Origin of the sequence: Pseudomonas sp. Bout1 (assembly GCF_034314165.1) — a bacterium.
Taxonomy (GTDB): domain Bacteria; phylum Pseudomonadota; class Gammaproteobacteria; order Pseudomonadales; family Pseudomonadaceae; genus Aquipseudomonas.
Map to the genome: position 1 here is coordinate 1,420,973 of NZ_JAVIWK010000001.1, position 22,680 is coordinate 1,443,652.

17 protein-coding genes are annotated in these 22,680 nt (G+C 58.2%); 13 read left to right on the top strand and 4 right to left on the bottom strand.

The window, feature by feature from the left end; translation table 11 throughout:
* Positions 1-15 precede the first annotated feature (15 nt).
* From RGV33_RS06505 to RGV33_RS06550, 10 genes are all read left to right on the top strand, one after another.
* Positions 16-297 carry a hypothetical protein gene (locus RGV33_RS06505; RefSeq protein WP_322143564.1) on the top strand — a complete coding sequence of 94 codons (282 nt, stop codon included), beginning with the start codon at positions 16-18 and terminating at the stop codon, positions 295-297.
* 57 nt (positions 298-354) lie between these two features.
* Positions 355-3,363 (top strand): phage tail tape measure protein, encoded by a 3,009-nt coding sequence (locus tag RGV33_RS06510; RefSeq protein ID WP_322143565.1) that lies wholly within the window; start codon positions 355-357, stop codon positions 3,361-3,363.
* On the top strand, positions 3,360-3,812 hold the full coding sequence (locus tag RGV33_RS06515; RefSeq protein ID WP_322143566.1) for a hypothetical protein: 453 nt from the start codon (positions 3,360-3,362) through the stop codon (positions 3,810-3,812). Before RGV33_RS06510 ends, RGV33_RS06515 begins: the two co-directional genes overlap by 4 nt.
* Positions 3,809-4,291 (top strand): DUF1833 family protein, encoded by a 483-nt coding sequence (locus RGV33_RS06520; protein WP_322143567.1) that lies wholly within the window; start codon positions 3,809-3,811, stop codon positions 4,289-4,291. Before RGV33_RS06515 ends, RGV33_RS06520 begins: the two co-directional genes overlap by 4 nt.
* Positions 4,292-4,341: 50 nt before the next feature.
* Positions 4,342-4,671: a nitrite transporter gene (locus RGV33_RS06525; protein ID WP_318533466.1), complete on the top strand. Its 330-nt coding sequence runs from the start codon at positions 4,342-4,344 to the stop codon at positions 4,669-4,671.
* Complete coding sequence (locus RGV33_RS06530) at positions 4,668-7,685, top strand: host specificity factor TipJ family phage tail protein (protein WP_322143568.1); 3,018 nt, start codon at positions 4,668-4,670, stop codon at positions 7,683-7,685. Before RGV33_RS06525 ends, RGV33_RS06530 begins: the two co-directional genes overlap by 4 nt.
* A 57-nt stretch (positions 7,686-7,742) precedes the next feature.
* The gene (locus RGV33_RS06535) at positions 7,743-9,713 is read left to right on the top strand and encodes a hypothetical protein (protein ID WP_322143569.1); all 1,971 of its coding nucleotides are present in this window, start codon (positions 7,743-7,745) and stop codon (positions 9,711-9,713) included.
* A gap of 57 nt (positions 9,714-9,770) precedes the next feature.
* Positions 9,771-10,376: a glycoside hydrolase family 19 protein gene (locus RGV33_RS06540; RefSeq protein ID WP_322143570.1), complete on the top strand. Its 606-nt coding sequence runs from the start codon at positions 9,771-9,773 to the stop codon at positions 10,374-10,376.
* On the top strand, positions 10,373-10,882 hold the full coding sequence (locus tag RGV33_RS06545; RefSeq protein ID WP_322143571.1) for a lysis system i-spanin subunit Rz: 510 nt from the start codon (positions 10,373-10,375) through the stop codon (positions 10,880-10,882). The genes RGV33_RS06540 and RGV33_RS06545 overlap by 4 nt, the downstream gene beginning before the upstream one ends.
* Positions 10,883-11,065: 183 nt before the next feature.
* Complete coding sequence (locus RGV33_RS06550; RefSeq protein ID WP_322143572.1) at positions 11,066-12,631, top strand: hypothetical protein; 1,566 nt, start codon at positions 11,066-11,068, stop codon at positions 12,629-12,631.
* Between the two features lie 139 nt (positions 12,632-12,770).
* On the opposite strand, the gene RGV33_RS06555 is transcribed toward RGV33_RS06550, so the two are convergent.
* The gene (locus RGV33_RS06555) at positions 12,771-13,130 is read right to left on the bottom strand and encodes a hypothetical protein (RefSeq protein WP_322143573.1); all 360 of its coding nucleotides are present in this window, start codon (positions 13,128-13,130) and stop codon (positions 12,771-12,773) included.
* Between the two features lie 488 nt (positions 13,131-13,618).
* On the opposite strand from RGV33_RS06555, the gene RGV33_RS06560 reads away from it, so the two are divergent.
* A complete protein-coding gene (locus RGV33_RS06560; RefSeq protein ID WP_322143574.1) occupies positions 13,619-15,262 on the top strand; it encodes a Na+/H+ antiporter in 1,644 nt (547 codons plus the stop codon).
* Positions 15,263-15,420: 158 nt separating this feature from the next.
* On the opposite strand, the gene dapC is transcribed toward RGV33_RS06560, so the two are convergent.
* The 3 genes from dapC to map all read right to left on the bottom strand — a co-directional run bounded on the left by dapC (position 15,421) and on the right by map (position 20,303).
* Complete coding sequence (dapC, locus tag RGV33_RS06565) at positions 15,421-16,620, bottom strand: succinyldiaminopimelate transaminase (RefSeq protein ID WP_322143575.1); 1,200 nt, start codon at positions 16,618-16,620, stop codon at positions 15,421-15,423.
* A 136-nt stretch (positions 16,621-16,756) separates the two neighbouring features.
* Positions 16,757-19,459 carry a [protein-PII] uridylyltransferase gene (locus RGV33_RS06570; protein WP_322143576.1) on the bottom strand — a complete coding sequence of 901 codons (2,703 nt, stop codon included), beginning with the start codon at positions 19,457-19,459 and terminating at the stop codon, positions 16,757-16,759.
* Positions 19,460-19,520: 61 nt separating this feature from the next.
* On the bottom strand, positions 19,521-20,303 hold the full coding sequence (gene map, locus RGV33_RS06575) for a type I methionyl aminopeptidase (RefSeq protein WP_088422999.1): 783 nt from the start codon (positions 20,301-20,303) through the stop codon (positions 19,521-19,523).
* 385 nt (positions 20,304-20,688) lie between these two features.
* On the opposite strand from map, the gene rpsB reads away from it, so the two are divergent.
* Both rpsB and tsf read left to right on the top strand, forming a co-directional pair.
* Entirely contained in the window at positions 20,689-21,426 is a 738-nt protein-coding gene (rpsB, locus tag RGV33_RS06580) for a 30S ribosomal protein S2 (RefSeq protein ID WP_003219330.1), read from the top strand.
* Between the two features lie 192 nt (positions 21,427-21,618).
* Positions 21,619-22,482, top strand: a complete 864-nt coding sequence (tsf, locus tag RGV33_RS06585) for a translation elongation factor Ts (protein ID WP_318303986.1) — start codon at positions 21,619-21,621, stop codon at positions 22,480-22,482.
* The last annotated feature ends 198 nt before the right edge of the window (positions 22,483-22,680 follow it).

Sequence of the window (22,680 nt, forward strand, 5' to 3'; positions counted from 1 at the left end):
TTACTCGGAGGCTTTATGAATAGGGAGCGCTTGGACTTTTGTGTGTTTGTAGCGAAGGCCATGGCGGCGATGGCTGTAATCGCTGCGCTGATTGTGCTGTACAACTTTGGTAGGATCGAGGTGTTATCTCGAACGGACTACCTGGGTGTCGGGCAAATGACCATGAACTGGCCTGTGATATTCGGATCATTGGCGAGTGCTATATATGCTGTCTTGTTTGCCGCAATGATGAGTGCCGTTAGATACGCCTGCTATTTTGCGCAAGATGCCAGCAAAGGCGGGCATCCAACAAAATAGACTTACTTTAATAAATGAGCCCGCCATGAGCGGGCTTTTTGTTGCCCGGAGAAAACCATGGCTGGATCGCTTGGCACCCTGACCTTGGACCTGATCGCAAAGATTGGAGGCTTTACGGGGCCGATGGATCAGGCCGGCAGAGCTGCCAAAAAGTCGTCGAAAGAGATGACTGACGCAGCCAACCAGGCTGCATCGGCTTGGAGCGCACTTGGCACGGTTGCCGCTGGTGCGGTAGCAGGATTTTCGGTTGCCAGTATTTTCGGGCGCTTTGTCACAGAAACAAAAAGCGCCGAGCGCGAACAAGCACAACTCGGCGCAGTGCTTCGCTCTACTGGCGAGTCGGCGGGGTTTAACCGTGACCAGTTGAACTCTATGGCTGATGCCTTGGCGAAGGCTACTACCTTTTCTGGTGGGGATATCAGTCAGGCCCAAACTACGTTGCTAGCTTTTACCGGGGTTGTTGGTGGCCAGTTCAATCGGGCGCTACAAGCTGCCGCAGATATGGCGGCTCGAACTGGTGCAACTGTAAAAGACGCCGCAGAAACGATCGGTAGGGCACTAGATGTTCCTTCAGAGGGGCTGACATCTCTGAGCAAGCAAGGCTTTCGTTTTTCCGAAGAGCAGAAAAAGCTTGCTGTCGCACTTGAGTCTACCGGAGACGTTGCGGGGGCTCAGCAGATTATCCTAAAGTCACTCGAGGAGTCGTACGGTGGGGCTGCCTCAGCTGCGCGAGATACATTCGGCGGTTCGCTAGACGCATTGCAAAACACTATTTCTGACCTGCTCACAGGTGAGGGAAGCCTCGATAGTGCCAAGGTCGCTGTAAATGCCCTGAATGACGTTCTTGGCTCGTCCGCTGCCAAAGATGCAATGGAGGTAACAGCAAAGGCCGCCGTGGCGCTTGCAGGGGTGCTTTCGATCAGGTTGGCGGCTGCTGCGGTGAGCGCTGCAGCTTCTTTCGTGCTGGTGCAAGCAGACACCATTCGTTATCAGGCAACGCTTGCACGAATGGCCGGTGTGTCTTCCGCCGCTGCGGCGGGTCTCTCGACGCTTAGCGCTTCTGCAAGGGCTGCCTCCGCAGCCATGGCTTTGCTTGGCGGTCCGGTAGGCGTGGCATTGTTGGCTGGGAGTGCGCTTGTCTATTTTGCGACCCGGGCGAGCGAAGCGGACAAGGCATCGGCAGCGCTAGATGAGCGTATTGCCAAGCTGAATACTTCTTTTGCCACCATGAAGGTTGACCAGGCGGCAGCTGCCATTCCGGACTACACGAAGAAACTTGAAAGCGCGACGATGGCTGCTGACGCTATCAATGCTCGAATCTTCACTCTAAACGAAAATATTAAAAGGTTTCCTCAGAGCCCAAGTCTCGATAAATGGAAGGCTGACCTAATTCAGGCGAAGGGCGCCGCAGTCGACGCGAACGAAGCAGTCGATGGTTTGAAGGCAAAGATTGCGGAGTTGAATGCAATCGTCGAAAGGCCAGTGGTCTCAAATTCGGTTGCCGAAACCTCCAAGGTCTATACGGAGATGGCCAAAAAGATCGACGAGCAGATATTGCTCGCCGGGAAAACAACCGAAGCGGACAAGTTGCAGGCTCGTATCAAGGCAGGTCTCGTAGAGGGGCTAAAGGCCGGAGAGGGCGACTTGCTCGTCGCCTCTCAGAGGCGTGCAGACGCGGCGATCAAAGCTGCCGAGGCAACAAAGAAAGCGGATGATTCAGCCAAGGCTTCCGCAAAATCGGCTGCTGAGGCTCTTACTAAGCGCGGCGTTGACGCAGAGGAAAACTACCGTCGCCAGATCACCCTTATCGATGAGACAACTGGCAAGCAGGGCAAGGCCAGTGAAGTAGCAAAGCTCGCCTTCGAGCTTGAAACCGGAAAGCTCAAAGGGGTGAGCGCAGAGCGCCAGAAGGTTCTTCAGGATTTGGCTGCTGAGCTCGACTCGAAGGTCAAGCTGAAGAAGCAGAACGAGGAAGACCTGAAGCTGGCCACGCTGCAGGCCAACCTGAAAGACAGCAACACCATTGTTCGCCAGGGCTTTGAGATGGAGCTGGCGGGCGCTGGTTCCGGGGAAAAGCTGCGGGGGCGCCTGAAAGAAGACCTGGCAATCCAGCAGGATTATGCCAAGCAGCGCGCGGAGATGTTCAAGCAGTACAAGGAAGCCGAAGTACTCGGTGACCCCGACGCCAAAAGCCGATACGACAAGGAGACCGCACTTCTTGAGGAGGCCCTTGCTGAGCGGATAGTCATCCAGCAGGACTATTACAACCAGCAGGATGCGGCTCAATCCAACTGGCTGACGGGCGTCAGTGATGCCTGGCAGAACTACGTTGATGCAGCGCAGGACTACACGTCGCAGGCGGCAGAAGCGACTGCCACTTTGCTGGGTGATGCAACAAGCGGTCTCAGCCAGTTCTTCACTGATGTGGCGACTGGTGCCGAGACGGCGGGCGATGCCCTGGGCAACCTCGTTACGGACTTTGCGAAATCCACCATCAAGGCGCTGGCCGACATGGCAGCTCAGTGGCTGGTGTATCAAGCCGTCCAATTGATTGTTGGTAAAACGACTCAGGCCAGTGCGGCGCCGACGCTGATCGCGAATGCCCAAGCGACTTCCACCCAGGCGGCACTGGCTGCATATGCATCCACAGCTGCAATCCCTATCGTCGGGCCGGTCCTGGCACCTGCAGCCGCAGCTACTGCTGCCGCCGCAACGGCGCCAATGGTCGCCGGCGTGGCGTCAGCGGCGCTGGCCGGCATGGCGCACGACGGTATCGACTCTGTTCCGGAGACAGGTACCTGGCTGCTCAAGAAAGGTGAGCGGGTCACCACTGCCGAGACCAGCGCAAAGCTTGATTCGACCCTGGACAGGATGCGTGCAAGTAACGATTCGTCCGGCTCCCAGACCGTAAACGTCATCGAAGACGCTTCCCGAGCCGGGAGAACACAGACCAGGCAAGTCGGAGGGCGCCAAGAAACAGACGTTTTCGTTTCCGATATCAACAGTAATGGCCCTCGCGCCAAAGCGATTCAGCAAATGCTTGGGATAGGGAGAGCGGCACGATGATTCAGTTTCCAAAGGAATTGCCGTGCGCACTCCGAGAGGGTTACGGATTTAAGCCCGTCAGCCCGATGATGGGCACGGAGATGCAAACGGGCCGCACCAGGTATCGCCGAAAGTATTCATCCACCCCAACCGTCACAACAGTCAACTGGCTGTTCAATGACGTGGAGGCTCAGCTGTTTGAATCATGGTTCGAAGAGGTTTTGATCTCCGGCAGCCAGTGGTTCGAGTGCGACCTGAAAACCCCGCAAGCGCTTCAGCCATACAAGGCGCACTTCGTCGACATCTACGAGGGTCCAACCCTCGACGGCGTCAGCTTGTGGCGATACCGGGCTCAGCTTGAGTTGTGGGAGCGACCGATCCTCACCGGCGGCTGGGCGATCTACGCGCCGGAGTACATCACCGGCATGAACATCATCGACCTTGCGGTCAATAAGGACTGGCCACAATGACAAGCTTTGTACTGAACCGGCTCTACTCCAGTGGTGGGCCGGAGATTCTGCACGGCACCCTGGAGGTGACCGACGGGGTAGCACGCCACTTTCTAACCAACGGTTACGAGGATCTGCTGTTGGGCCTGGAGACGGGCGGCACTGCGACTTTTCTGGCTTGTGGCATATCCATCGCTCTCCCGAAACGGGGTAGTGACGGAAAGCAGGACCTGAAGTTTGCCCTGTGCAACATCGACGGGAGTGTCTCCGGCTTCCTGCGCGCCGCCTTGAAAGACCGCAGGGAGATCAACCTGGTGTACAGGGGGTACATCAGCACTGACCCGGCCTACCCGTCGAAGATCCTTCGCTACAAGGTGAAGAGCGGTTCTGTCACGGCGACCGAAGCGCAGATCGTGGCCGGCTACTTCAACCTGCTGGAAACCCTCTGGCTTCGATTCAATTACACCGGCGAATTCGCCCCAGGCATGCGGTACCAATAATGATCGATCACGACAAATACCCTGCGGGTAAGTACCGCGAGGGGGGGAGAGTGTGGCCGTTTGTTGACTGCTACGGCCTGGTGCTGGAGGTCCGGCGTGATCTTGGGTTACCGGACTGGCCAGAGTGGGCCGATATCCGCGCCGGCGACGGCTCCATGGTCGAGGTGGCTGGGAAGTGGTTCCCGACGCTCACGCCGTGCCAGCCGGAGGAGGGTGCCTTGATTGCCCTGTACGAAGGCAGCGAGATGCGCCACGTCGGCGTGGTCGTTCGCGTCGATGCCTCCCTTGAGGCAATGGAAATCACCGAGAAGCACAACGTCATCTGCCTGCCTTTGCACAGGCTCAAGCGCCGCTTCGTGCGGGTGGAGTACTACAAGTGATCGAGATCTACCCATCCAGGATTGGTGTTGAAAAAGGCGACTGCGTGCCGCTGGAGATTCACCAGGTAAAGGGGCCGATTACCCTGGCCGGATGGCTGTCGGCCAATGTCAAAGGCTTCGATATCGGTGCGGTGCATCCAATCTGCATTGAAGTGAATGATGCGGTTGTACCTGTGGATCAGTGGCAGTCAGTGGTAATCGGCCCAGAGACCGCTGTGAAGATCTTCCCGGAGGCGAGAGCCGCCGCTGCCGCTGTCGCGGCCTGGGTCGCCGTGGCGCTGGCTGCAGTGTCCATCATCATGGTCATGAGCATGCCGAAGGCCAAGGCTGCGAAACAGCAGCAGGGCGATGACCTCGACCTGGCCACGGCCACTGGCAACCATGCAAAGCTGAATTCTCCGATCCGCGAGATCTTGGGCAAAGCCAAGGTGTATCCAGACCTTTTGGTCCCGCCGGTGTCGAGGTTCGTGAACAAACGCCTGATGCGCACCAGCCTGTGCCTATGCGTAGGCCGTGGCCGGCATCTTCTCCCGTCCAGCACGCTCAAGATCGGCGACACCCCGGTAGCTGCGTTCGGCTCTGACGTGTCCTTCAATATCTACGAGCCAGGCGCATCACTTGCAAATGATCCTCGCGCCCAGAACTGGTACCCGGTAGGCGAGGTTGGCGGGACCAACGCCGGTACAGCCGGCTTGGACCTGGGCAGTACGGCTCCCTCGGAATCTACCGCGCTGGCTGACTCGATACTGATCAGCGGCACAACGATCTCCCTGCTGGGCAACAGCCCGCGCTTCCCGGACAACTGGGCCGCCGGCACGGTGCTCACCCTGGTCACGCCTGACACCTTCACGGTTTCCTCTGCTGGCGGGTATAGCAGGATCGCCGGTGCGCTCACGGACCTTTCCCCGTTCGTTGGCATGAAGGTGACGCTGCGCAGTGATACCGATCTGGATTTGATGGTGGCTAGCGTGGCGCCCTATGTTCCGCCGGTGCCTGGTGTAGGTGGCTCGCCTTCATCTGTGTCGGCCAGCGCCTCACCATCTACCTATGACTTCAGTGCGAGCGCGGTGGTCTGGACTGTGACCTTCCAGGGCGTCACCAAAACCGTCTCACTGAATGCGAACTACGGAAGTATGAGCGCCCTGGTGTCGATCATAACGTCGCAGCTCTCGGGCATCGGCCTGGTGGCTCAAGACAACTCCGGCCGTTTGCGCTTGATTGAGCCGCTGAGCCCCTACAAGGGCGGCACTATTTCGCAAACCAGCGCGCCTGTGCCGATCTTTGGTTCCGGCCCTACGTACGTGGTGGGCACCGCCTCGACTGGTGGCTCTGCCGAGCAGCAGGCATCCATCACCTTGCAGTTCGACAACGGTACGCCTTTCACTGGGCTGGCCGTGGGTCAGCAGCGCTTGGCTTTGGGGTACCGCGGCTTTCGCTACAGCGTTGTCTCGATTGACGGGCTTAGCGCCTCGATTCGCCGCATCAATGACCTCGGTGCTATTGATACAAACTGGGGCGGATTCACTGCTCGAACCCTGCTGGACTTCTCATTTACCGGGCCTGGGGGCACTGTCAACTGGATCGGCCCCTTAATGGGGTGCCCTGAGAACGAACTGGCAACCATGGCCGAATACGACGTCTTCTTCAACAACGGCCTGTGCTACTACAGCAAACAGGGGAACATCAAAGTTTCCTCAAAGTCGGTTGAGGTTCGCTGGCGGGATGCGGCCATTGGCGGGGCCTGGACGACGATTACCCACACCTACGTTGAGGCAACTCCAGACCAGATCGGTTTCACCCACCAGCTTGTTTTCCCCTACCCGCTGCGCCCAGAGTTCCAGATGCGCCGGGTTGAGCCGCTTATGGGAGGGCAGGCTCGAGAGTCCATTCAATGGCTTGGCCTACGCACGCTCTTGCCGTGGCCAACGTCCTACCAGGGCGTGACCGTCATCACTATGGATGTGCGCGGCGGCGATCGCCTCAGCGCTCAGTCTGAGCGCCAGGTTAACTGCGTTCCAACCCGCATCTATGACAGTGCGCCGATGCGCTCAATCAAAGGCGCAGCCTTGCACGTCTGCCAGAGCCTGGGAATTGATGAGTCGCTGATCGACATGGATGCGCTCAACACGGTTGACCAGGATTACTGGACGCCCCGCGGCGAGCTGTACGACATGTCCCATGAAAAGGCAATGCCGGCCCGGGAGATGCTGCAGGGGATATTCACCGCCGGCATGTCCCACTTGTCGAACGGCAACGGGCTGCTTAGCGTGAAACGAGAGGGCATCCAGCCCCCGCGGGGAGTCATCACGCCGCACGAGATGGCCAGCGAATTGACGGCAAGCTTCACCGCGCCCAGCCCGGACGACTTCGATGGCGTCGACGTCGAATACGTGGACCAGTACACCAACCGTAAGGAAACGGTGCCATGTCGATTGCCTGGAAGCCTTGGGCTCAAGGTGGACAAGATCCAGCTGGATGGCGTCTCCGATCGCGATTACGCCTGGCGAATCGGCATGCGGCAATTGCGCAAGTATCAGTTCTCCCGCTGGGCTTACTCCGTGGATACGGAGCTTGATGCGCTGGTTTTCGAGGACATTGATCGCATCACGCTGGCCGACGACATCCCCAACACCACCAGCAGCGCACTGATCATGGAGGTGGAGCAGGTGGGGGACAGGTACCTGCTCACGCTGAGCGAAGAGATGGACTGGACGATGGTTGCGCCCCGGGCGGTGATTCGCCGCCACGATGGAACCGTCACCAGCTTGTTCGAACCGCAGGAGGCGGGCTTCCACCAGGTGCTGGTACCGCTGAGCGCAATCGACTTCGACATCATCACCGACCTCAGCATTGAGCCGGCCCGCTTCCTGTTTGGGCCAAGCGAGCAGGTTGGGTACCCGGCGATGATCACAGAGATAACCCCGAACCAGGACGGAACCTGCGCGGTTACTGCGAGCGAGTATTCACCCGTGTTCTACGCAGATGACGACAACTACGCGCCTGCAGCGGCGTAGCAACCAACCTTCCAAGGCCCGCCGCTGAGCGGGCTTTTTTTTGCCTCGGGGAAAACCATGGCCTATGAAACCGGAAATCCTGTGGAGCCCAACGGCTCTACGGATCCTCGCGACCTACGTGACAACGCGCAGATTATCGACAAGATCGTGAATAGTTCCGACCTGACTGTGCTCGGCAGGCTCGGAAAGGTTCTGAAGACAATGGCGGGGATGTATGCCGAGTTCACTCAGTTTCTGCTGCGCTCTGGGCTGGAGTCGGTGTATCTGGCCTACGGCCCAGGCATCGTGGTCGAGCGTGCAACTCAGCTGGTTCAGCGCAACGGTGAGCTTTACCGCGTTATCAACCAGGCGGACTTGCCTCTCACCCTCACAGGTAACTGGGCGACGGACGCACCGAAGTTGTTCGCAGCCGGCGATGCTGGGCTGCGGGCAAATCTGAACAGCCCTACCGGGACAAGCTACGTTACCAGGGGGGGGCAGACGCTTGAGCAAAGCCTTGCGCAGAATGATCTTGTCGTGGCTCAGGCCAAGGCCGATATCGCCGTAGTTTCGAAGCGTACCGAGACGGGCGTCAACGGCGATCGCCTATTGCGAACCCGCATCCGGGCGGCGATGGGCGATGACACCTCGATCGTATTCCTGGGAGACTCCAACTTCCATGGAGCCGCATCGCTGGATGCCTACCGCAACAGCGCGGTCAATCTCCTGAAGCGAATGATCAACCAGGACTTCGGTCTCACCAGCTACGGGTTCACTCCCCTGATGTCGATGGGTTCGGGGACGCCGAATGCGACTCAGGATCTGCATGAAATCGCCTGGTCTCGAACTGACGGAGCGGCTCACACCTGGACCGCACGGGAAGGGGCGGCGGGATCCTACGTCATGCAGGGGCTGTCATGGGTATCAGTCCAGGCCGGCAACATCCTCAGCAGCACGATCCCAACGTTCCAGCGCAAAGCGTTCATCTGGTGGATCGGTAACCCGGGCGGTGGCACCTTTGATGTAAAAATCAACGGCACAACAGCGGCCACGGTGAACACCAACTCCGCTACCGTAACGCTGTTAAACGTTCAGGTGGTTGAGATTGCTGATAATGGTAGAGGCTCGTGCAAAATCGAGTGCATCACTACGAGCGCCGGAAAGGTCGAACTGTGCGGCTTCAGCTACAACGCCTATGTGAATGCCCTGACAGTGAACAATTTCTCCAACTCGGGCCGCCGGCTCCGCTGGCTGGATGAGCTGGCGATCAACAGCATGCTGATGCGCTGTGCATGCTTGGTGATGGGCCTTGGGCTGAATGACTATGGCGACAACAAGACCGACCCGGCGTACTTCGCTGCCTTCAAGCAGCGGATTGACTGGTTGATCCTGTACGCAAACTTCTATTCCGTGCCCGTAGTGGTGTGCGATCACGTCTGGTTGGGTGACGCCAATGACGTGACGCGCAAGGAGCTTGCGCGCCTGGCCAAGGAGACTGGAGGCGTATACATCCCGTTCCCTGAGATGTTTCAGAAGTCCGGCGAGCCGACCACTGACGCATACCGCGTCAGCGAACTGAAGCTGTTCTCGGATGGTGCTCATTGGAATGTGGCTGGGCACAAGTTCGAGGCGGAGTCAGTAGCGAAGTGGCTGGGGCTTTCCTGCTCTTCCAAAAAAGTCGCACTGGACAATTACGACTGGTGGTACCCGATCGCTTTCGGCTCAACAGGCGTGACGAATACGGGTACGAACTCCGACACAGTCACAGCTGTTCGGAACTCGGGGCCGTCCAACGCCGAACTGCGCGCCTATGTATCGGGCATTACCGCCGCGACTCAGCGTGGTATGTGGACGGCCTGGCCAACACGTGCCGGGATTGTTCAGGCATATGCGATGACGAATCAGTTGATGCCGAAAACAGACGGCACATCACGTGGTACGTACGTCGTGCTAGCAGGGGGGGCGGCGACGGCAAACCCAAACGCGGCTAATGACATCGCCCAGCACACCATGTTTGTCAGCTTCCCCACGGCTGACCACGGCGCATAGATTGAAAACCACAAACAGCCCGCCATGAGCGGGCTTTTTTATTGCCCGGAGAAACACATGCCGATCACCGAGCAGCAGCTGCTGCAGATCCTCCCGAACGCCGGCCGCCAAGCCGGCGTTTTTGTTCCTGTGCTAAATACAGCTATGTCCAAGTACGGAATCGTCACGCGCCTGCGCATCGCTGCCTTCATCGCCCAGGTCGGGCATGAGTCGGGACAGCTGACGCGCCTGGTGGAAAACCTGAACTACAGCGCAGAAGGACTGATGAAGACCTGGCCCGGCCGGTTCGACTTGCCTCGGGCCACGGCTGCCGCCCGCAAGCCCGAGCAGATCGCCAATATCGCGTACAGCGGACGCATGGGTAACGCAGCCCCGGGTGATGGCTGGAAGTACCGGGGGCGCGGCCTGATCCAGGTGACAGGGAAGAATAACTACACCGCGTGCGGGGATGCCCTGGGCCTGGACCTGCTTGGCAATCCCGATCGTTTGGAGCAACCGCAATACGCATCGCTTTCGGCGGCCTGGTACTGGTCAACCAATGGGTTGAACGCCTTGGCCGATGCCGGTGACCTCAAGGGGATCACCCAGCGCATCAATGGTGGGCAGACTGGCGCGGCAGATCGCGGCGAGCTGTACGCTCGGGCGCTGAAGGTGCTGGCGTGACGCCGGTGCAGAAGTTGGCCGTGGCCCTGCTGGCCATGGCCGTGAGCTTCGGCGCCGCTTGGCAGGTGCAGGACTGGCGGTATGACGGGAAGCTGGCCAAGCAGGCGGGGCAGTTCCAGGCGGACCTCGACGCGATCGGCAATGCCGCCACCGCCCAGGCCCGCGCCGAACAAGACAAGCGCCTGGCCGCAGAGCAGCGCGTTACCGACTCCGACCAACAACACTTCAGGGAACTATCCGATGCCCAGCGCAACCAGGCTCTGCTGCGTGACCGCCTTGCTACTGCTGATGTGCGGCTGTCAGTCCTCCTTGCCGAGGATCCAGCCAGTGGCTGCGACGTGCCTGCCACCCCCGGCGCCGTCGGCGTGGTTCATGCAGCCCGCCGAGCCAAACTTGACCCAGCGCATGCTCAACGAATTATCGCCATCACCGACGACGGGGATAACGCCGTGATCGCGCTGCGGGCGTGCCAGGCATACGCAAAGGAAGTATCGATGCGGAAGTAAATAAGCCCGGTTACCTTACCCGCTGGCCGTCACTGCAAATTCAGCCAATCCGGTCCAGGTGAATAACCCTGGTACTGGGGATGAAAAGTTGGCCGGCGCCGATGTTGAATTAGCTCGTTGCGTATGTATACTCCCGCAACATTTTGGGGGGGTGGCATTTTGGTATTGTCGCGGCGTGGCTTTATGAAAGCAGGTACAGCATTGATGGCGCTTTCCACGCCAGCAGCGCAAGCCATTGGGGCTTCTGCGATAGGAGGCAGGAGTGCATCGCCGGAGTCCTATTCAAGTCTATTGAAACTGGGAGCGTTAGTGCCCTCCATGCTTTCCCGGGTGAGGGCTAATGCCTCGCCGACTTCAGCTGTTTGTGTGCTGGGCGATTCGATAAGCCATGGGGCATTCGCCGGTGATCTATATCGTAATAGCTGGGTAAACATATTCAAAAGAATGTTCAATGCTGAATTTGAAGTGTCCGGCTACGGTTTTGTACCGTTGCTGGAGTTGGGGGCGGGTGATACATTCTCACAAGATATACATGATGTTTTATTGACGAGCATAAATGGTGAGTCAATCCACTGGATTCCACATAATGGATCTAACGGCGAGTATGTTCCTCAAGGGCTTTCTTGGAGGTCTACTTTAGTAGGGAATATTATCTCTACGAAAATTCCTACATTTCAAAGAGTCGTTTTGGTCTGGTATATCGGCATGCCTGGCGGCGGGACTTTTGATGTTAAGGTGAATGGCGAAGTAGTTGCTGCTGTAGACACTGACGCAAGTGTCCGTCAGCCATTTAATTATATTGCTGTACAGGCTTTAGACGACGGATCCGGCTCATGCAAAGTGGAGTGCATTACGACCTCAGCAGGAATAGTTGAGCTATGTGGATTTAGTTATGTGGCGAAAGAAGGCGAACTCGTTGTCAATAATTTCTCAAATTCCGGTAGGCGATTGCGTTGGCTTGACGAGAATGCCATTGCCAGATTGATGAGCGGAAGCGCGATGTTCATCTGCGCGCTCGGATATAATGATAGTGGAGAAAACTCAAAAAAAGGAACATATTATGCGGAATTTAAAAAAAGAATAGATTGGATTGTAAAGTATTCAATTGCATATGATGTTCCAGTTGTCGTGCCTGACTTTGTTTGGAATAAGCCTGGAAATGATGTTACGAGGCGCCAATTGCAACGGCTGGCCAAACAAACTAATGGGATATATATTCCATTTCCGGACATGTTTAACAAGTTTGGAGAGTTTTCAAGTGATAAGTATAGGATACATGATTTAAAGATGTTTTCTGATGGCGCGCATCCTGGCGTTCTGGGTCACCAGTACATAGCAGAGGTTATATCAAAGTGCCTGGGGCTAACGTGTGGCTCGAAGAAAATTGCACTTCAGCAGTATGATTGGTGGATGCCTATTGCACTAAGTGCAACAGGGATAACTAACGCTGGTACTAACTCAGATACGGTAACAGCTGTAAGAAATTCCGGAAAGAACAGAGCGGATCTACGCGTGTACGTGAACGGTATAACTGGTGCAACTACTCGTGGAATGTGGGCCTCATGGCCTGTACGAGCAGGAATTCGACAATCATTTGCCCTGCCTTCAATTCCACTGCAACAAAAAACTGATGGCACCTCCAGGGGGACGTTCACCATTCTGGCTGGAGGAGAGAGCACTGCAAATCCCAATGCCTACAATGATATATCGCAGCACTTCATGTTCACATCATTCCCGACAGCTGACTGAGGCTCGGATCAAAAGGGATTTGTTCGTTCGGCAGGGACGCCGGTGAGGGGGCAGCGCGCATTGAAAATTACACTGGATAGTACAGTGTTGATGATTTGTGCGCTTAATCGTCAGCAAACACTAGGGATTTTGCGATAAATTAGGTTCCGGGCTGTGGCCCCTTGAGCACGCTCAGTTCAAGCAGGATTCGTTGATTCTCCCTGAACAGGTAGTCCCGCTGCTCAGCAACAAGCTTCATGCTCAGAATGCCGGGCTCTGTGGACGCTTGCTTCACTTCGCCGAGTTCCACCAGCGCCGCCTTCAGTGCCTTCTCTGCTTTGGCCTTGCCTGCGGCCAGCGCATCATTCATTTGCACAAGGCCCGCGATATTTGCCCGTGACTTGCTAAGGTGGAGCTGTAGGTCGCTTATCTCGTCCTCGAGCATGGACGCATGATGCTTGTACATTTCCAGGGGCGTAGGGCAGCCAAGCCACTCGCAGGTGTCTTCATCGATGTTCATGGGTTGCGCTTCCGAATGCTGTATGTGCATACAGTAATCGAGGTGTATCAGATTTGGGAGTGGTGTTCGTCGGCAGGACGCCGGTGGCGGATTTCTTCCCCAAAACGCAACCGTTTGGACCAATGTTTATTGGGTTCAGAAGAGTCGCAAAAGTGGGTGTTGTATGAGGGCGTTTTCAGGCCCAAGGCCTTGATATTAAAGGCCTTGAGCGTTTCTTATGCGGCATCCCAGGCTTTGATGCCGAAAAGGTGCAACGTTTTGCTTGAATCGGTCAAGGAATTGCCCCCCTTTGGGCTGACGCAGATGAAAGGTCACGGATTATGCCATGGCCAGCGGCTTTCGGTGCCGCTCGTCACGATTGCGTTTTACTGGTGTGCGACTTTTGTGCAAAAGCCATCGCGCAGCATAGGCGGCTAATATGGCACTTCAACAGGTAGTTGTTGCCTGATGTGTGTTGTTGCAAGTTGATTGTCTGGGAATCCCGCGTTATGCAAACTGCCTACACCGTACTTATCCTGCTGATGCTGGTCAGCGTTTCGCGCCTTGTCGGGCGTGTTATCCCACTGCCGTTGCCGTTGGTGCAGATTGCCGCCGGTGCTTTGTTGGCGTGGCCGACGCTGGGGCTGCATGTGGCCCTGGACCCTGAGTTGTTTCTTTTCCTGTTTCTGCCGCCGCTGCTGTTCTCTGATGGCTGGCGCATGCCCAAGCGTGAGCTGTGGGCCTTGCGTGGGCCGATTTTGACGCTGGCGGTGGGTTTGGTGCTGTTCACGGTGGTGGGCGCCGGTTACTTCATTCATTGGCTGCTACCCACTATCCCGTTGCCGGTGGCCTTCGCCCTGGCGGCGGTGTTGTCGCCGACGGATGCGGTGGCGGTGTCGGCGATTTCCCAGAACCGTCTGCCGCAGCCATTGATGCATATGCTCCAGGGCGAAGCCTTGATGAACGATGCATCGGGCCTGGTGACCTTCAAGTTTGCCCTGGCGGCGGCGTTGACCGGGGTGTTCTCCCTGGGCGATGCCAGCCTGACCTTTGTTTTGGTGGCCGTGGGCGGGCTGGCGGTGGGTGTGGCCCTGAGTTGGCTGGTGGGCCGCTTGCGCTCGTGGATGATCGCCCGGGGCTGGGACGACCCGGCGACTCACGTGGTGTTTATGTTGCTGCTGCCGTTCGCCGCGTACGTGCTGGCGGAACGCCTTGGTGCATCGGGGATTCTGTCAGCAGTGGCGGCGGGCATGATGCAAAGCTGGCTCGACCTGCTGCCGCGCCAGACCAGCACCCGGCTGCTCAATCGCAGCGTCTGGTCGCTGCTGGAGTTTGCGTTTAACGGCTTGATCTTCTTGCTGCTGGGTCTGCAATTGCCAGACATCATCAAGGCGGTGGTCAGCCATGAACCGACGCTATGGCCGACATTGCTCTATCGCTGCCTGGACGTGATCGCGATTTTCCTGGTGTTGGTGGTGCTGCGGTTTATCTGGGTACAAAGCATCTGGCGCCTGTCGGGCTTATTGCGCCGGATTCGTGGGAAAAGTGAGCTGACGCTGGTGCCTACGGCCCGTTCCTGCTGGTTGCTGACCGTCGGTGGCGTACGCGGTGCCGTGACCCTGGCGGGTGTGATGTCGGTACCGTTACTGCTTGCGCCGGGGCAGGATTTTCCCGAGCGCGACCTGCTGATCTTCATCGCCGCCGGTGTGATCCTGCTGTCGTTGGTCGCGGCCTGCATCACTTTGCCGCTGCTGTTACGCGGCATCGAGAAGAGCCCGGATGAGAAACGCCACAATGAAGTGCGGGAGGCCTGGAAGAAGACCGCCGTGGCTGCTATCCATGCCCTGGAAGCCGAAGAACCCGCTGAAGCTGCACCCCAGGATGCCGCCCAGGCAGCCTTGGCCACCGAGCTCAAGGCGCGGTTGATGTCGGAGTATCGTCATCAACTGGAAGTGTTCAACGATTCGGCCGAAGCCCAGGCGCTGGCGTTGCAGATGGACCAACTGGAGCGCAAGTTGCGGCTCAAGGCCCTGCGGGCGCAGCGTCTGGAACTGTATAGCCTGAGCCGTCACCACCAGATTGGTGATGATGTGCTACGGGAGGTGTTGGCGGATCTGGATATGAGCGAGGCGAATCTGGGTCATATCAAATAACACCGCGGTGCTTACTTGTGGCGAGGGAGCTTGCTCCCGCTGGGTGACGAAGTCGCCCCAACGCTGGCGACTTCATTCATGCAGGAAAACGGCATCAGCCGGTTTACGATTGCTGCGCAGCCGAGCGGGAGCAAGCTCCCTCGCCACATTCAGAGCAGTTATTTATTGCGAGTGATGAAGTCGCGAATCCGCGTTGCTGCTTCCACGCACTCTGCCAGCGGCGCAACCAGCGCCAGGCGCACACGCCCGGCGCCCGGGTTGACCCCATCCACTTCCCGCGACAGGTACGAACCCGGCACCACGGTCACGTGCTCTTCCACGAACAAGTCCCGGCAGAACGCCGCATCGTCGCCCTTCACGTTCGGCCACAGGTAAAAACCACCGTCCGGGTTTTGCACGTCCAGCACGGGTTTGAGAATCGCCAGCACGGCATCGAACTTTTCCCGGTACAGATCGCGGTTGGCCTGCACGTGGGCTTCGTCCTGCCAGGCAGCAATGCTCGCCAGTTGGGTTTGCACCGGCATCGCGCAGCCGTGGTAGGTGCGGTACAGCAGGAAGCCCTTGAGGATCTCGGCATCACCGGCCACAAAACCCGAACGCAGGCCCGGCAGGTTGGAGCGCTTGGACAGGCTGTGGAACACCACGCAGCGCTTGAAATCCTGGCGACCCAGTTCCACACAGGCACTGAGCAGGCCTGGCGGCGGGGTTTGCTCGTCGAAGTACAGCTCGCTGTAGCACTCGTCGGCGGCGATCACGAAGTCGTATTCGTCGGCCAGCGCGATCAGTTTTTTCAGGGTGTCGACCGGGATCAATGCACCGGTCGGGTTACCTGGCGAGCACAGGAACAGGATCTGGCAGCGTTTCCAGATGTCCGGCGACACTGCGTCGAAATCCGGGTTGAAGCCGTTTTCATCCAGGCAGGGCAGGTAATGCGGCTTGGCCCCGGCGAGGAACGCAGCACCTTCGTAGATCTGATAGAACGGGTTCGGGCTGACCACCAGCGCGTCATCGCCACGGTTGACCACGGTCTGGGTGAAGGCAAACAGCGCTTCACGGGTGCCGTTTACCGGCAGGATATTGCGCGCCGGGTCCAGCCAGCCCTTGGGCACGCTGAAGCGGCGTTCGCACCAAGCGCCAATGGCCTCGCGCAGTGCCGGTATGCCCAACGTGGTGGGGTACACGGCCATCTGGTCCAGGCTGTTGGCGAGTGCATCGGCAACAAACTGTGGGGATTTATGCTTCGGTTCGCCGATGGAGAGGGCGATCGGGCGCTTGTCCGGGTTCGGCGTGACGCTGCCCAGCAGGAGGCGCAGTTTCTCGAACGGGTAGGGCTGCAACTGGTTCAGAGCGTTGTTCATGAGGGCCTCTATCACGGGCTCCCTGTAGGAGCTGGCTTGCCAGCGATGCAGGCACCGCGGTGTATCAGGTACGCCGAGGTGATGCCATCGCTAGGCAAGCCAGCTCCTACAGGAACCGCATTTATACAGTTAAAAATCAAATCGTCAGTCTGGACATCTCGACGCCGGTCCCTTGGTTGACGCTCAACTGCTGGACGATGGCTTCCTGCAAGCGTCGGCACAGTTCAGGGTCGGAAAGCGGCTGGTTGTCGGCATCGGTAATAAAGAACACGTCTTCGACCCGTTCGCCCAGGGTCGCAATCTTGGCGTTCTGCAACGACAGGTCGAACTCCAGGAAGATCGTGCCGATTCGCGCCAACAGGCCCGGGCGGTCCGGCGCGCTGAGTTCCAGCACGGTCACCGGGCGCTGGGCGTCGTTGTGGATGGTCACTTCGGGGGCGAACGCAAAATGCTTGAGCTGGCGCGGCACCCGGCGCTGGATGATGGTCGGGTAGTCGTCCGGGTTGCGCAGGGCGTCGGTGAGGCCCTTGCGGATCTTTTTCACCCGCTCCGGGTTGTCACCGATGGACTCGCCTTCGGTGTCGAGCACGATGTAGGTGTCGAGGGTGAACTGGCTGCTGGACGTGATGACCCGGGCGTCGTGAATGTTCAGGTTGAGCTGGTCCATCGCGGCCACGGTCACGGCGAAGAAGTCGTGCTGGTCGGGTGCGTAGATGAAGATCTGCGTGCCGCCCTCGAACTCGCGCTGGGTGGTTTCCTTGATCAGTACCAACGGCCCGCCGTCGGCCGGCTGCTGCAGGATCGCGTCGCTGTGCCAGGCCACGTCACCGGCAGTGTGGCGCAGGAAGTAGTCGTCGCCCAGTTGCGACCAGAGTTGCTCGACGTCGTCCGGGTCGTTGCCGCCACGCACCAAAATATCCAGTGCCGCGCTTTGGGTGCGGCGGATCTGCTCTTCGCGGTCTACCGGGTTCTCCAGGCCGCGACGCAGCGCGCGCTTGGTCTCGGTGTAGAGCTGGCGCAACAGGCTGGCGCGCCAGGAGTTCCACAGCGTCGGGTTGGTGGCGTTGATGTCGGACACGGTCAGCACGTACAGATAGTCGAGGCGGGTTTCGTCGCCGACAGCCTGGGCGAAATCATGGATCACCTGCGGGTCGGACAAATCCTTGCGCTGGGCGGTGGTGGACATCACCAGGTGGTTCTGCACCAGCCACACGATCAGGCGGCTGTCCCACAGCGGCAACTGGTGACGCTGGCAGAACGCCTCGGCGTCCACCGCACCAATTTCCGAGTGATCGCCATGCCGGCCCTTGCCTATGTCGTGGTACAGGCCGGCCAGGTAGATCAACTCAGGCTTGGGCAGGCGCGCCATGAGCTTACTGGCCAGCGGGAATTTCTCTGACACCTGGGTGTACTGCAACTTACGCAGGTGTTTGATCAGGTTCAGGGTGTGGGCGTCCACCGTATAGATGTGAAACAGGTCGTGCTGCATCTGCCCGACGATAAAGCCGAACTCCGGCAGGTAGCGCCCCAGGATTCCGTAGCGGTTCATCCGGCGCAGGTTGCGGTGGATGCCGATCTTGCACTTGAACAGCTCGACAAACAGGCTGGTGTTGCGGATGTCGTGGCGGAAATCGTCGTCGATCAGGTGACGGTTTTCGCGCAGCAAGCGAATGGTGTCGGCGCGCACGCCTTTGATTTCCGGCTGCTGGGCCATCAACACGAAGATTTCCAGCATGGCGAACGGCGTGCGTTTGAACACGTTGTCGTTGCGGGCCTCGATGTAGCCATCGTGCAGCTGGAAGCGCGCGTTGATCGGCTGCGGCGGTGCTTCGTCTTCCGGGGCCAGGATCACTTCTTCGAAGTGCTGGATGATCAGGTCGCTGAGCTGGGCGATGCTCATCACCACGCGGTAGTACTGCTGCATGAAGCTTTCGATGCTGGTCTTTGCGTCTTCGCCTTCAAACCCCAGCAGGGTTGCGATGGAGCGCTGGTGGTCGAACAGCAGGCGGTCTTCGGAGCGCCCGGCCAGCATGTGCAGGGCGTAGCGCACCTTCCAGAGAAATTCCTGGGAGGAGGCCAGCAGGGCGTTTTCGCTCTCCACCAAAAAGCCTTCCCCGGCCAGGGCGCGCAGGTTCAGGGTGCCGTACTGGCGGCGTGCAACCCACAGGATGGTCTGGATATCCCGCAGCCCGCCCGGCGAGCCTTTGACGTTGGGCTCCAGGTTGTATTCGGTGTCGTTGTACTTGTGGTGGCGGGCTTTCTGCTCGGCGCGCTTGGCCAGGAAGAAATCCTTGCTCGGCCACATGTGTGCGGTACTGGTGACTTCCAGCATGCGCTGGCGCAGGCGCTCGGGGCCGGCGATGGTGCGGCTTTCCATCAGGTTGGTGATCACCGTCAGGTCGGCGCGGGCTTCCTGGGCGCATTCGTCTACCGAGCGCACGCTTTGGCCGACTTCCAGGCCGATGTCCCACAGCAGCGTCAGAAAACGCTCGATGGAATCGCGAAAAATCTCGTGGTCGGCGCTCTCCAGCAAAATCAACAGGTCGATGTCGGAGTAGGGGTGCAGTTCGCCACGGCCGTAGCCGCCGACCGCCACCAGGGCGATATCGGCGTCTTCACTCCAGCTGAACTGCTCCCAGGCCTTTTGCAGGATGTTGTCGACGAACCAGGCGCGGTCCTCGATCAGCCGGCGGATGTCCCGGCCCGTACGAAAACGCGCGTCGAGCACCTCGCGGGCCTGACGGATGGCCTTTTTGAAGGCGGCGATAGGGCTGGCCTTCAGCGCCAGTTCCGCCTGGAACTGGCCACGGTCGAAGAGTTCGGGATCCACCTGGGGCATCGATCGGTTTTCCTTTCTATCTAGGGGTCACAGCGTTGCTATTAGAAAACCGGTGCAAACATTACGCCGAAACGCGAGGAATCGTGTCATCGGCGCGCAGGGTGAAGATCTCGTAGCCGGTATCGGTCACCAGCAGGGTGTGTTCCCACTGTGCCGAGAGCTTGCGGTCCTTGGTGATGGCGGTCCAGCCGTCGCCCAGTACCTTGGTGTCGGCCTTGCCCTGGTTGATCATCGGCTCGATGGTGAAGGTCATGCCTGCCTTGAGCTCCATGCCGGTGCCGGCGCGGCCGTAGTGCAGGATCTGCGGCTCTTCGTGGAATACCTTGCCGATGCCGTGGCCGCAGAATTCGCGCACCACCGAGAAACCGTTCTTTTCAGCGTGCTTCTGGATCACTTCACCGATGTCGCCCAGGCGGCAGCCGGGCTTGACGATCTCGATGGCCTTGTACATGCATTCCTGGGTCACTTGCGACAGGCGCTCGGCCCACACTGGCACGCTGCCGACGTGGAACATGCGGCTGGTGTCACCGTGGTAGCCGTCCTTGATCACGGTGACGTCGATGTTCAGGGTGTCGCCGTCTTTCAGTGGCTTGTCGCCCGGAATCCCGTGGCATACCACGTGGTTGATCGAGGTGCAGATCGACTTGGGGAAGCCCTTGTAGTTCAGCGGCGCCGGGATGGCTTTTTGCACGTCGACGATATAGTCGTGGCAGATGCGATCCAGGGCTTCGGTGGTGACGCCGGGCTTGACGTGTTCGGCAATCATTTCCAGCACGTCGGCAGCCAGTTTGCCGGCAACACGCATGCCAGCGATGTCTTCGGCGGTTTTGAGGGTGACGGTCATACAGGCTCTCTCTAGCGCGACGCGCTGAAATCAATACGGTTTACGGGTGTGCGACAAAAGGTTGCAGAATTCGCACAAGCCCAAAAAACGCGATTCTAGCAGACGCTGGGGGCAAACCATGAGCGTCTGGCGATCGCTTCTGTCTATAAGGATGGGGGCATTCTGGCTCTATTCAAAGGGTTAGGCAAAAGCGACTGACGGCAAATGTGATTTCGGGTTCCGTTTTTGCCAGCCCTGTGGTATAAAATGCGCCGCTTTCCGGGGATACCCCGCAAAGCTTAAATCCACACACGTGTCGACACGATGACCTGGGTGCCGGAGGCGAATGCCGCTGGTTGGTCATTGGGATACGTGGAGGCCAAACCCGACTTATTAAGGAACTATCATGTCCCAAGTCAACATGCGCGATATGCTGAAGGCCGGTGTGCACTTCGGTCACCAGACCCGTTACTGGAACCCGAAAATGGGTAAATACATTTTCGGCGCGCGTAACAAGATCCACATCATCAACCTTGAAAAAACCCTGCCAATGTTCAACGAAGCTCTGACTTTCGTAGAGCGCCTGGCCCAGGGCAAAAACAAGATTCTGTTCGTCGGCACCAAGCGTTCCGCTGGCAAGATCGTTGCTGAAGAAGCAGCACGTTGCGGTTCGCCGTACGTCGATCACCGCTGGTTGGGCGGCATGCTGACCAACTTCAAAACCATCCGTGCTTCCATCAAGCGTCTGCGTGACCTTGAAGTGCAAGCCGAAGACGGTACTTTCGCCAAGCTGACCAAGAAAGAGGCGCTGATGCGCACTCGCGACCTGGAAAAGCTCGATCGTTCCCTGGGTGGTATCAAGGACATGGGCGGCCTGCCTGACGCACTGTTCGTTATCGACGTTGATCACGAGCGCATCGCGATCACCGAAGCCAACAAGCTGGGCATCCCGGTTATCGGCGTAGTCGATACCAACAGCAGCCCGGAAGGCGTTGACTACATCATCCCAGGCAACGATGACGCAATCCGCGCTATCCAGCTGTACATGGGTTCGATGGCTGACGCTGTAATCCGTGGTCGCAACCACGTTGCTGGCGGCACCGAGCAGTTCGTTGAAGAAGCTCCGGTAGCAGCAGCTGAGTAACTGACGCCTTGGCGTTTACTCAGTAAGCAAAAAGGGGGCTTGGCCCCCTTTTTGCCACCTCGAAAACCACTTGTCGGCAGCGCAGCTACAACACTTGTAACGTGCAGCGGCCTACAAGGGTGGTTCGGGAAGAATTGATCGCCCGTTCAATCGGGTGGAATGGTTGAAAACCTATCCAAGAGGATTTTGAAAATGGCAGAGATTACTGCAGCGTTGGTTAAAGAACTGCGTGAGCGTACTGGCGAAGGCATGATGGATTGCAAAAAGGCCTTGACCAAGGCCGGCGGCGACATCGAAAAAGCCATTGATGACATGCGTGCTTCGGGCGCCATCAAGGCTGCCAAGAAAGCAGGCAACGTGGCTGCTGAAGGCGCTATCGCTCTTAAAGAAGACGGTAAAACCGCCGTTCTGCTGGAAGTGAACTCGCAGACCGACTTCCTGGCTCTGCAGGACGACTTCAAGGCATTTGTTGCTGCAAGCGTTGAAAAAGCGTTCGCTGACAAGCTGACTGACGTCGCGCCGCTGATCGAAGCTCAAGAAGCTGCTCGCCTGGTACTGGTCGGCAAGGTTGGCGAAAACGTCAACATCCGTCGCCTGGCTCGCGTTGAAGGTGATGTTGTCGGTGGTTACCTGCACGGTAACAAGATCGGCGTTGTGGTTGCCCTTAAAGGCGGCAGCGTTGAACTGGCCAAAGACATCGCTATGCACGTAGCGGCCAGCAACCCTGAATTCCTGCTGCCATCGGAAGTGTCCGCTGAAGCAATCGAACGCGAAAAAGCCGTGTTCCTGAGCCTCAACGCTGACAAAATCGCCGGCAAGCCGGAAAACATCGTTGAAAACATGATCAAAGGCCGTATCAGCAAGTTCCTGGCTGAGGCTTCCCTGGTTGAGCAGGCGTTCGTCAAGAACCCTGAAATCAAGGTTGGCGAACTGGCCAAGAAAGCCGGTGCTGAAATCGTTTCCTTCACCTACTACAAAGTAGGCGACGGCATCGAGAAGCCGGTCGACAACTTCGCTGAAGAAGTTGCTGCCCAGCTGGCTGCCGCCAAGCAGTAAGACAGTTTTAAACTGTCGCCCAAAAGAGGCTGCCCGCTTACGCGCGCAGCCTCTTTTCAAATGGGGTGATCGATTTTTATTGGTTTCCCTTTGGAACTGGCTTACAAAGCCGTGTTCCGATGGCGCTGTGACAGCGTCAAGCTAGAGTGAACGCAGGCCGTAAACGGCTTGCCAAGAATTTTCAAAAATACGCCGCAG

Bases quoted from the DNA above. Each gene is read 5' to 3' on its own strand.
- RGV33_RS06550 (WP_322143572.1), top strand. From the start codon at position 11,066: ATGAAAGCAGGTACAGCATTGATGGCGCTTTCCACGCCAGCAGCGCAA.
- RGV33_RS06535 (WP_322143569.1), top strand. From the start codon at position 7,743: ATGGCCTATGAAACCGGAAATCCTGTGGAGCCCAACGGCTCTACGGAT.
- map (WP_088422999.1), bottom strand. From the start codon at position 20,303: ATGACCGTCACCCTCAAAACCGCCGAAGACATCGCTGGCATGCGTGTT.
- rpsB (WP_003219330.1), top strand. From the start codon at position 20,689: ATGTCCCAAGTCAACATGCGCGATATGCTGAAGGCCGGTGTGCACTTC.
- RGV33_RS06510 (WP_322143565.1), top strand. From the start codon at position 355: ATGGCTGGATCGCTTGGCACCCTGACCTTGGACCTGATCGCAAAGATT.
- RGV33_RS06555 (WP_322143573.1), bottom strand. From the start codon at position 13,130: ATGAACATCGATGAAGACACCTGCGAGTGGCTTGGCTGCCCTACGCCC.
- RGV33_RS06570 (WP_322143576.1), bottom strand. From the start codon at position 19,459: ATGCCCCAGGTGGATCCCGAACTCTTCGACCGTGGCCAGTTCCAGGCG.
- dapC (WP_322143575.1), bottom strand. From the start codon at position 16,620: ATGAACAACGCTCTGAACCAGTTGCAGCCCTACCCGTTCGAGAAACTG.
- RGV33_RS06560 (WP_322143574.1), top strand. From the start codon at position 13,619: ATGCAAACTGCCTACACCGTACTTATCCTGCTGATGCTGGTCAGCGTT.
- RGV33_RS06515 (WP_322143566.1), top strand. From the start codon at position 3,360: ATGATTCAGTTTCCAAAGGAATTGCCGTGCGCACTCCGAGAGGGTTAC.
- RGV33_RS06540 (WP_322143570.1), top strand. From the start codon at position 9,771: ATGCCGATCACCGAGCAGCAGCTGCTGCAGATCCTCCCGAACGCCGGC.
- tsf (WP_318303986.1), top strand. From the start codon at position 21,619: ATGGCAGAGATTACTGCAGCGTTGGTTAAAGAACTGCGTGAGCGTACT.
- RGV33_RS06505 (WP_322143564.1), top strand. From the start codon at position 16: ATGAATAGGGAGCGCTTGGACTTTTGTGTGTTTGTAGCGAAGGCCATG.
- RGV33_RS06520 (WP_322143567.1), top strand. From the start codon at position 3,809: ATGACAAGCTTTGTACTGAACCGGCTCTACTCCAGTGGTGGGCCGGAG.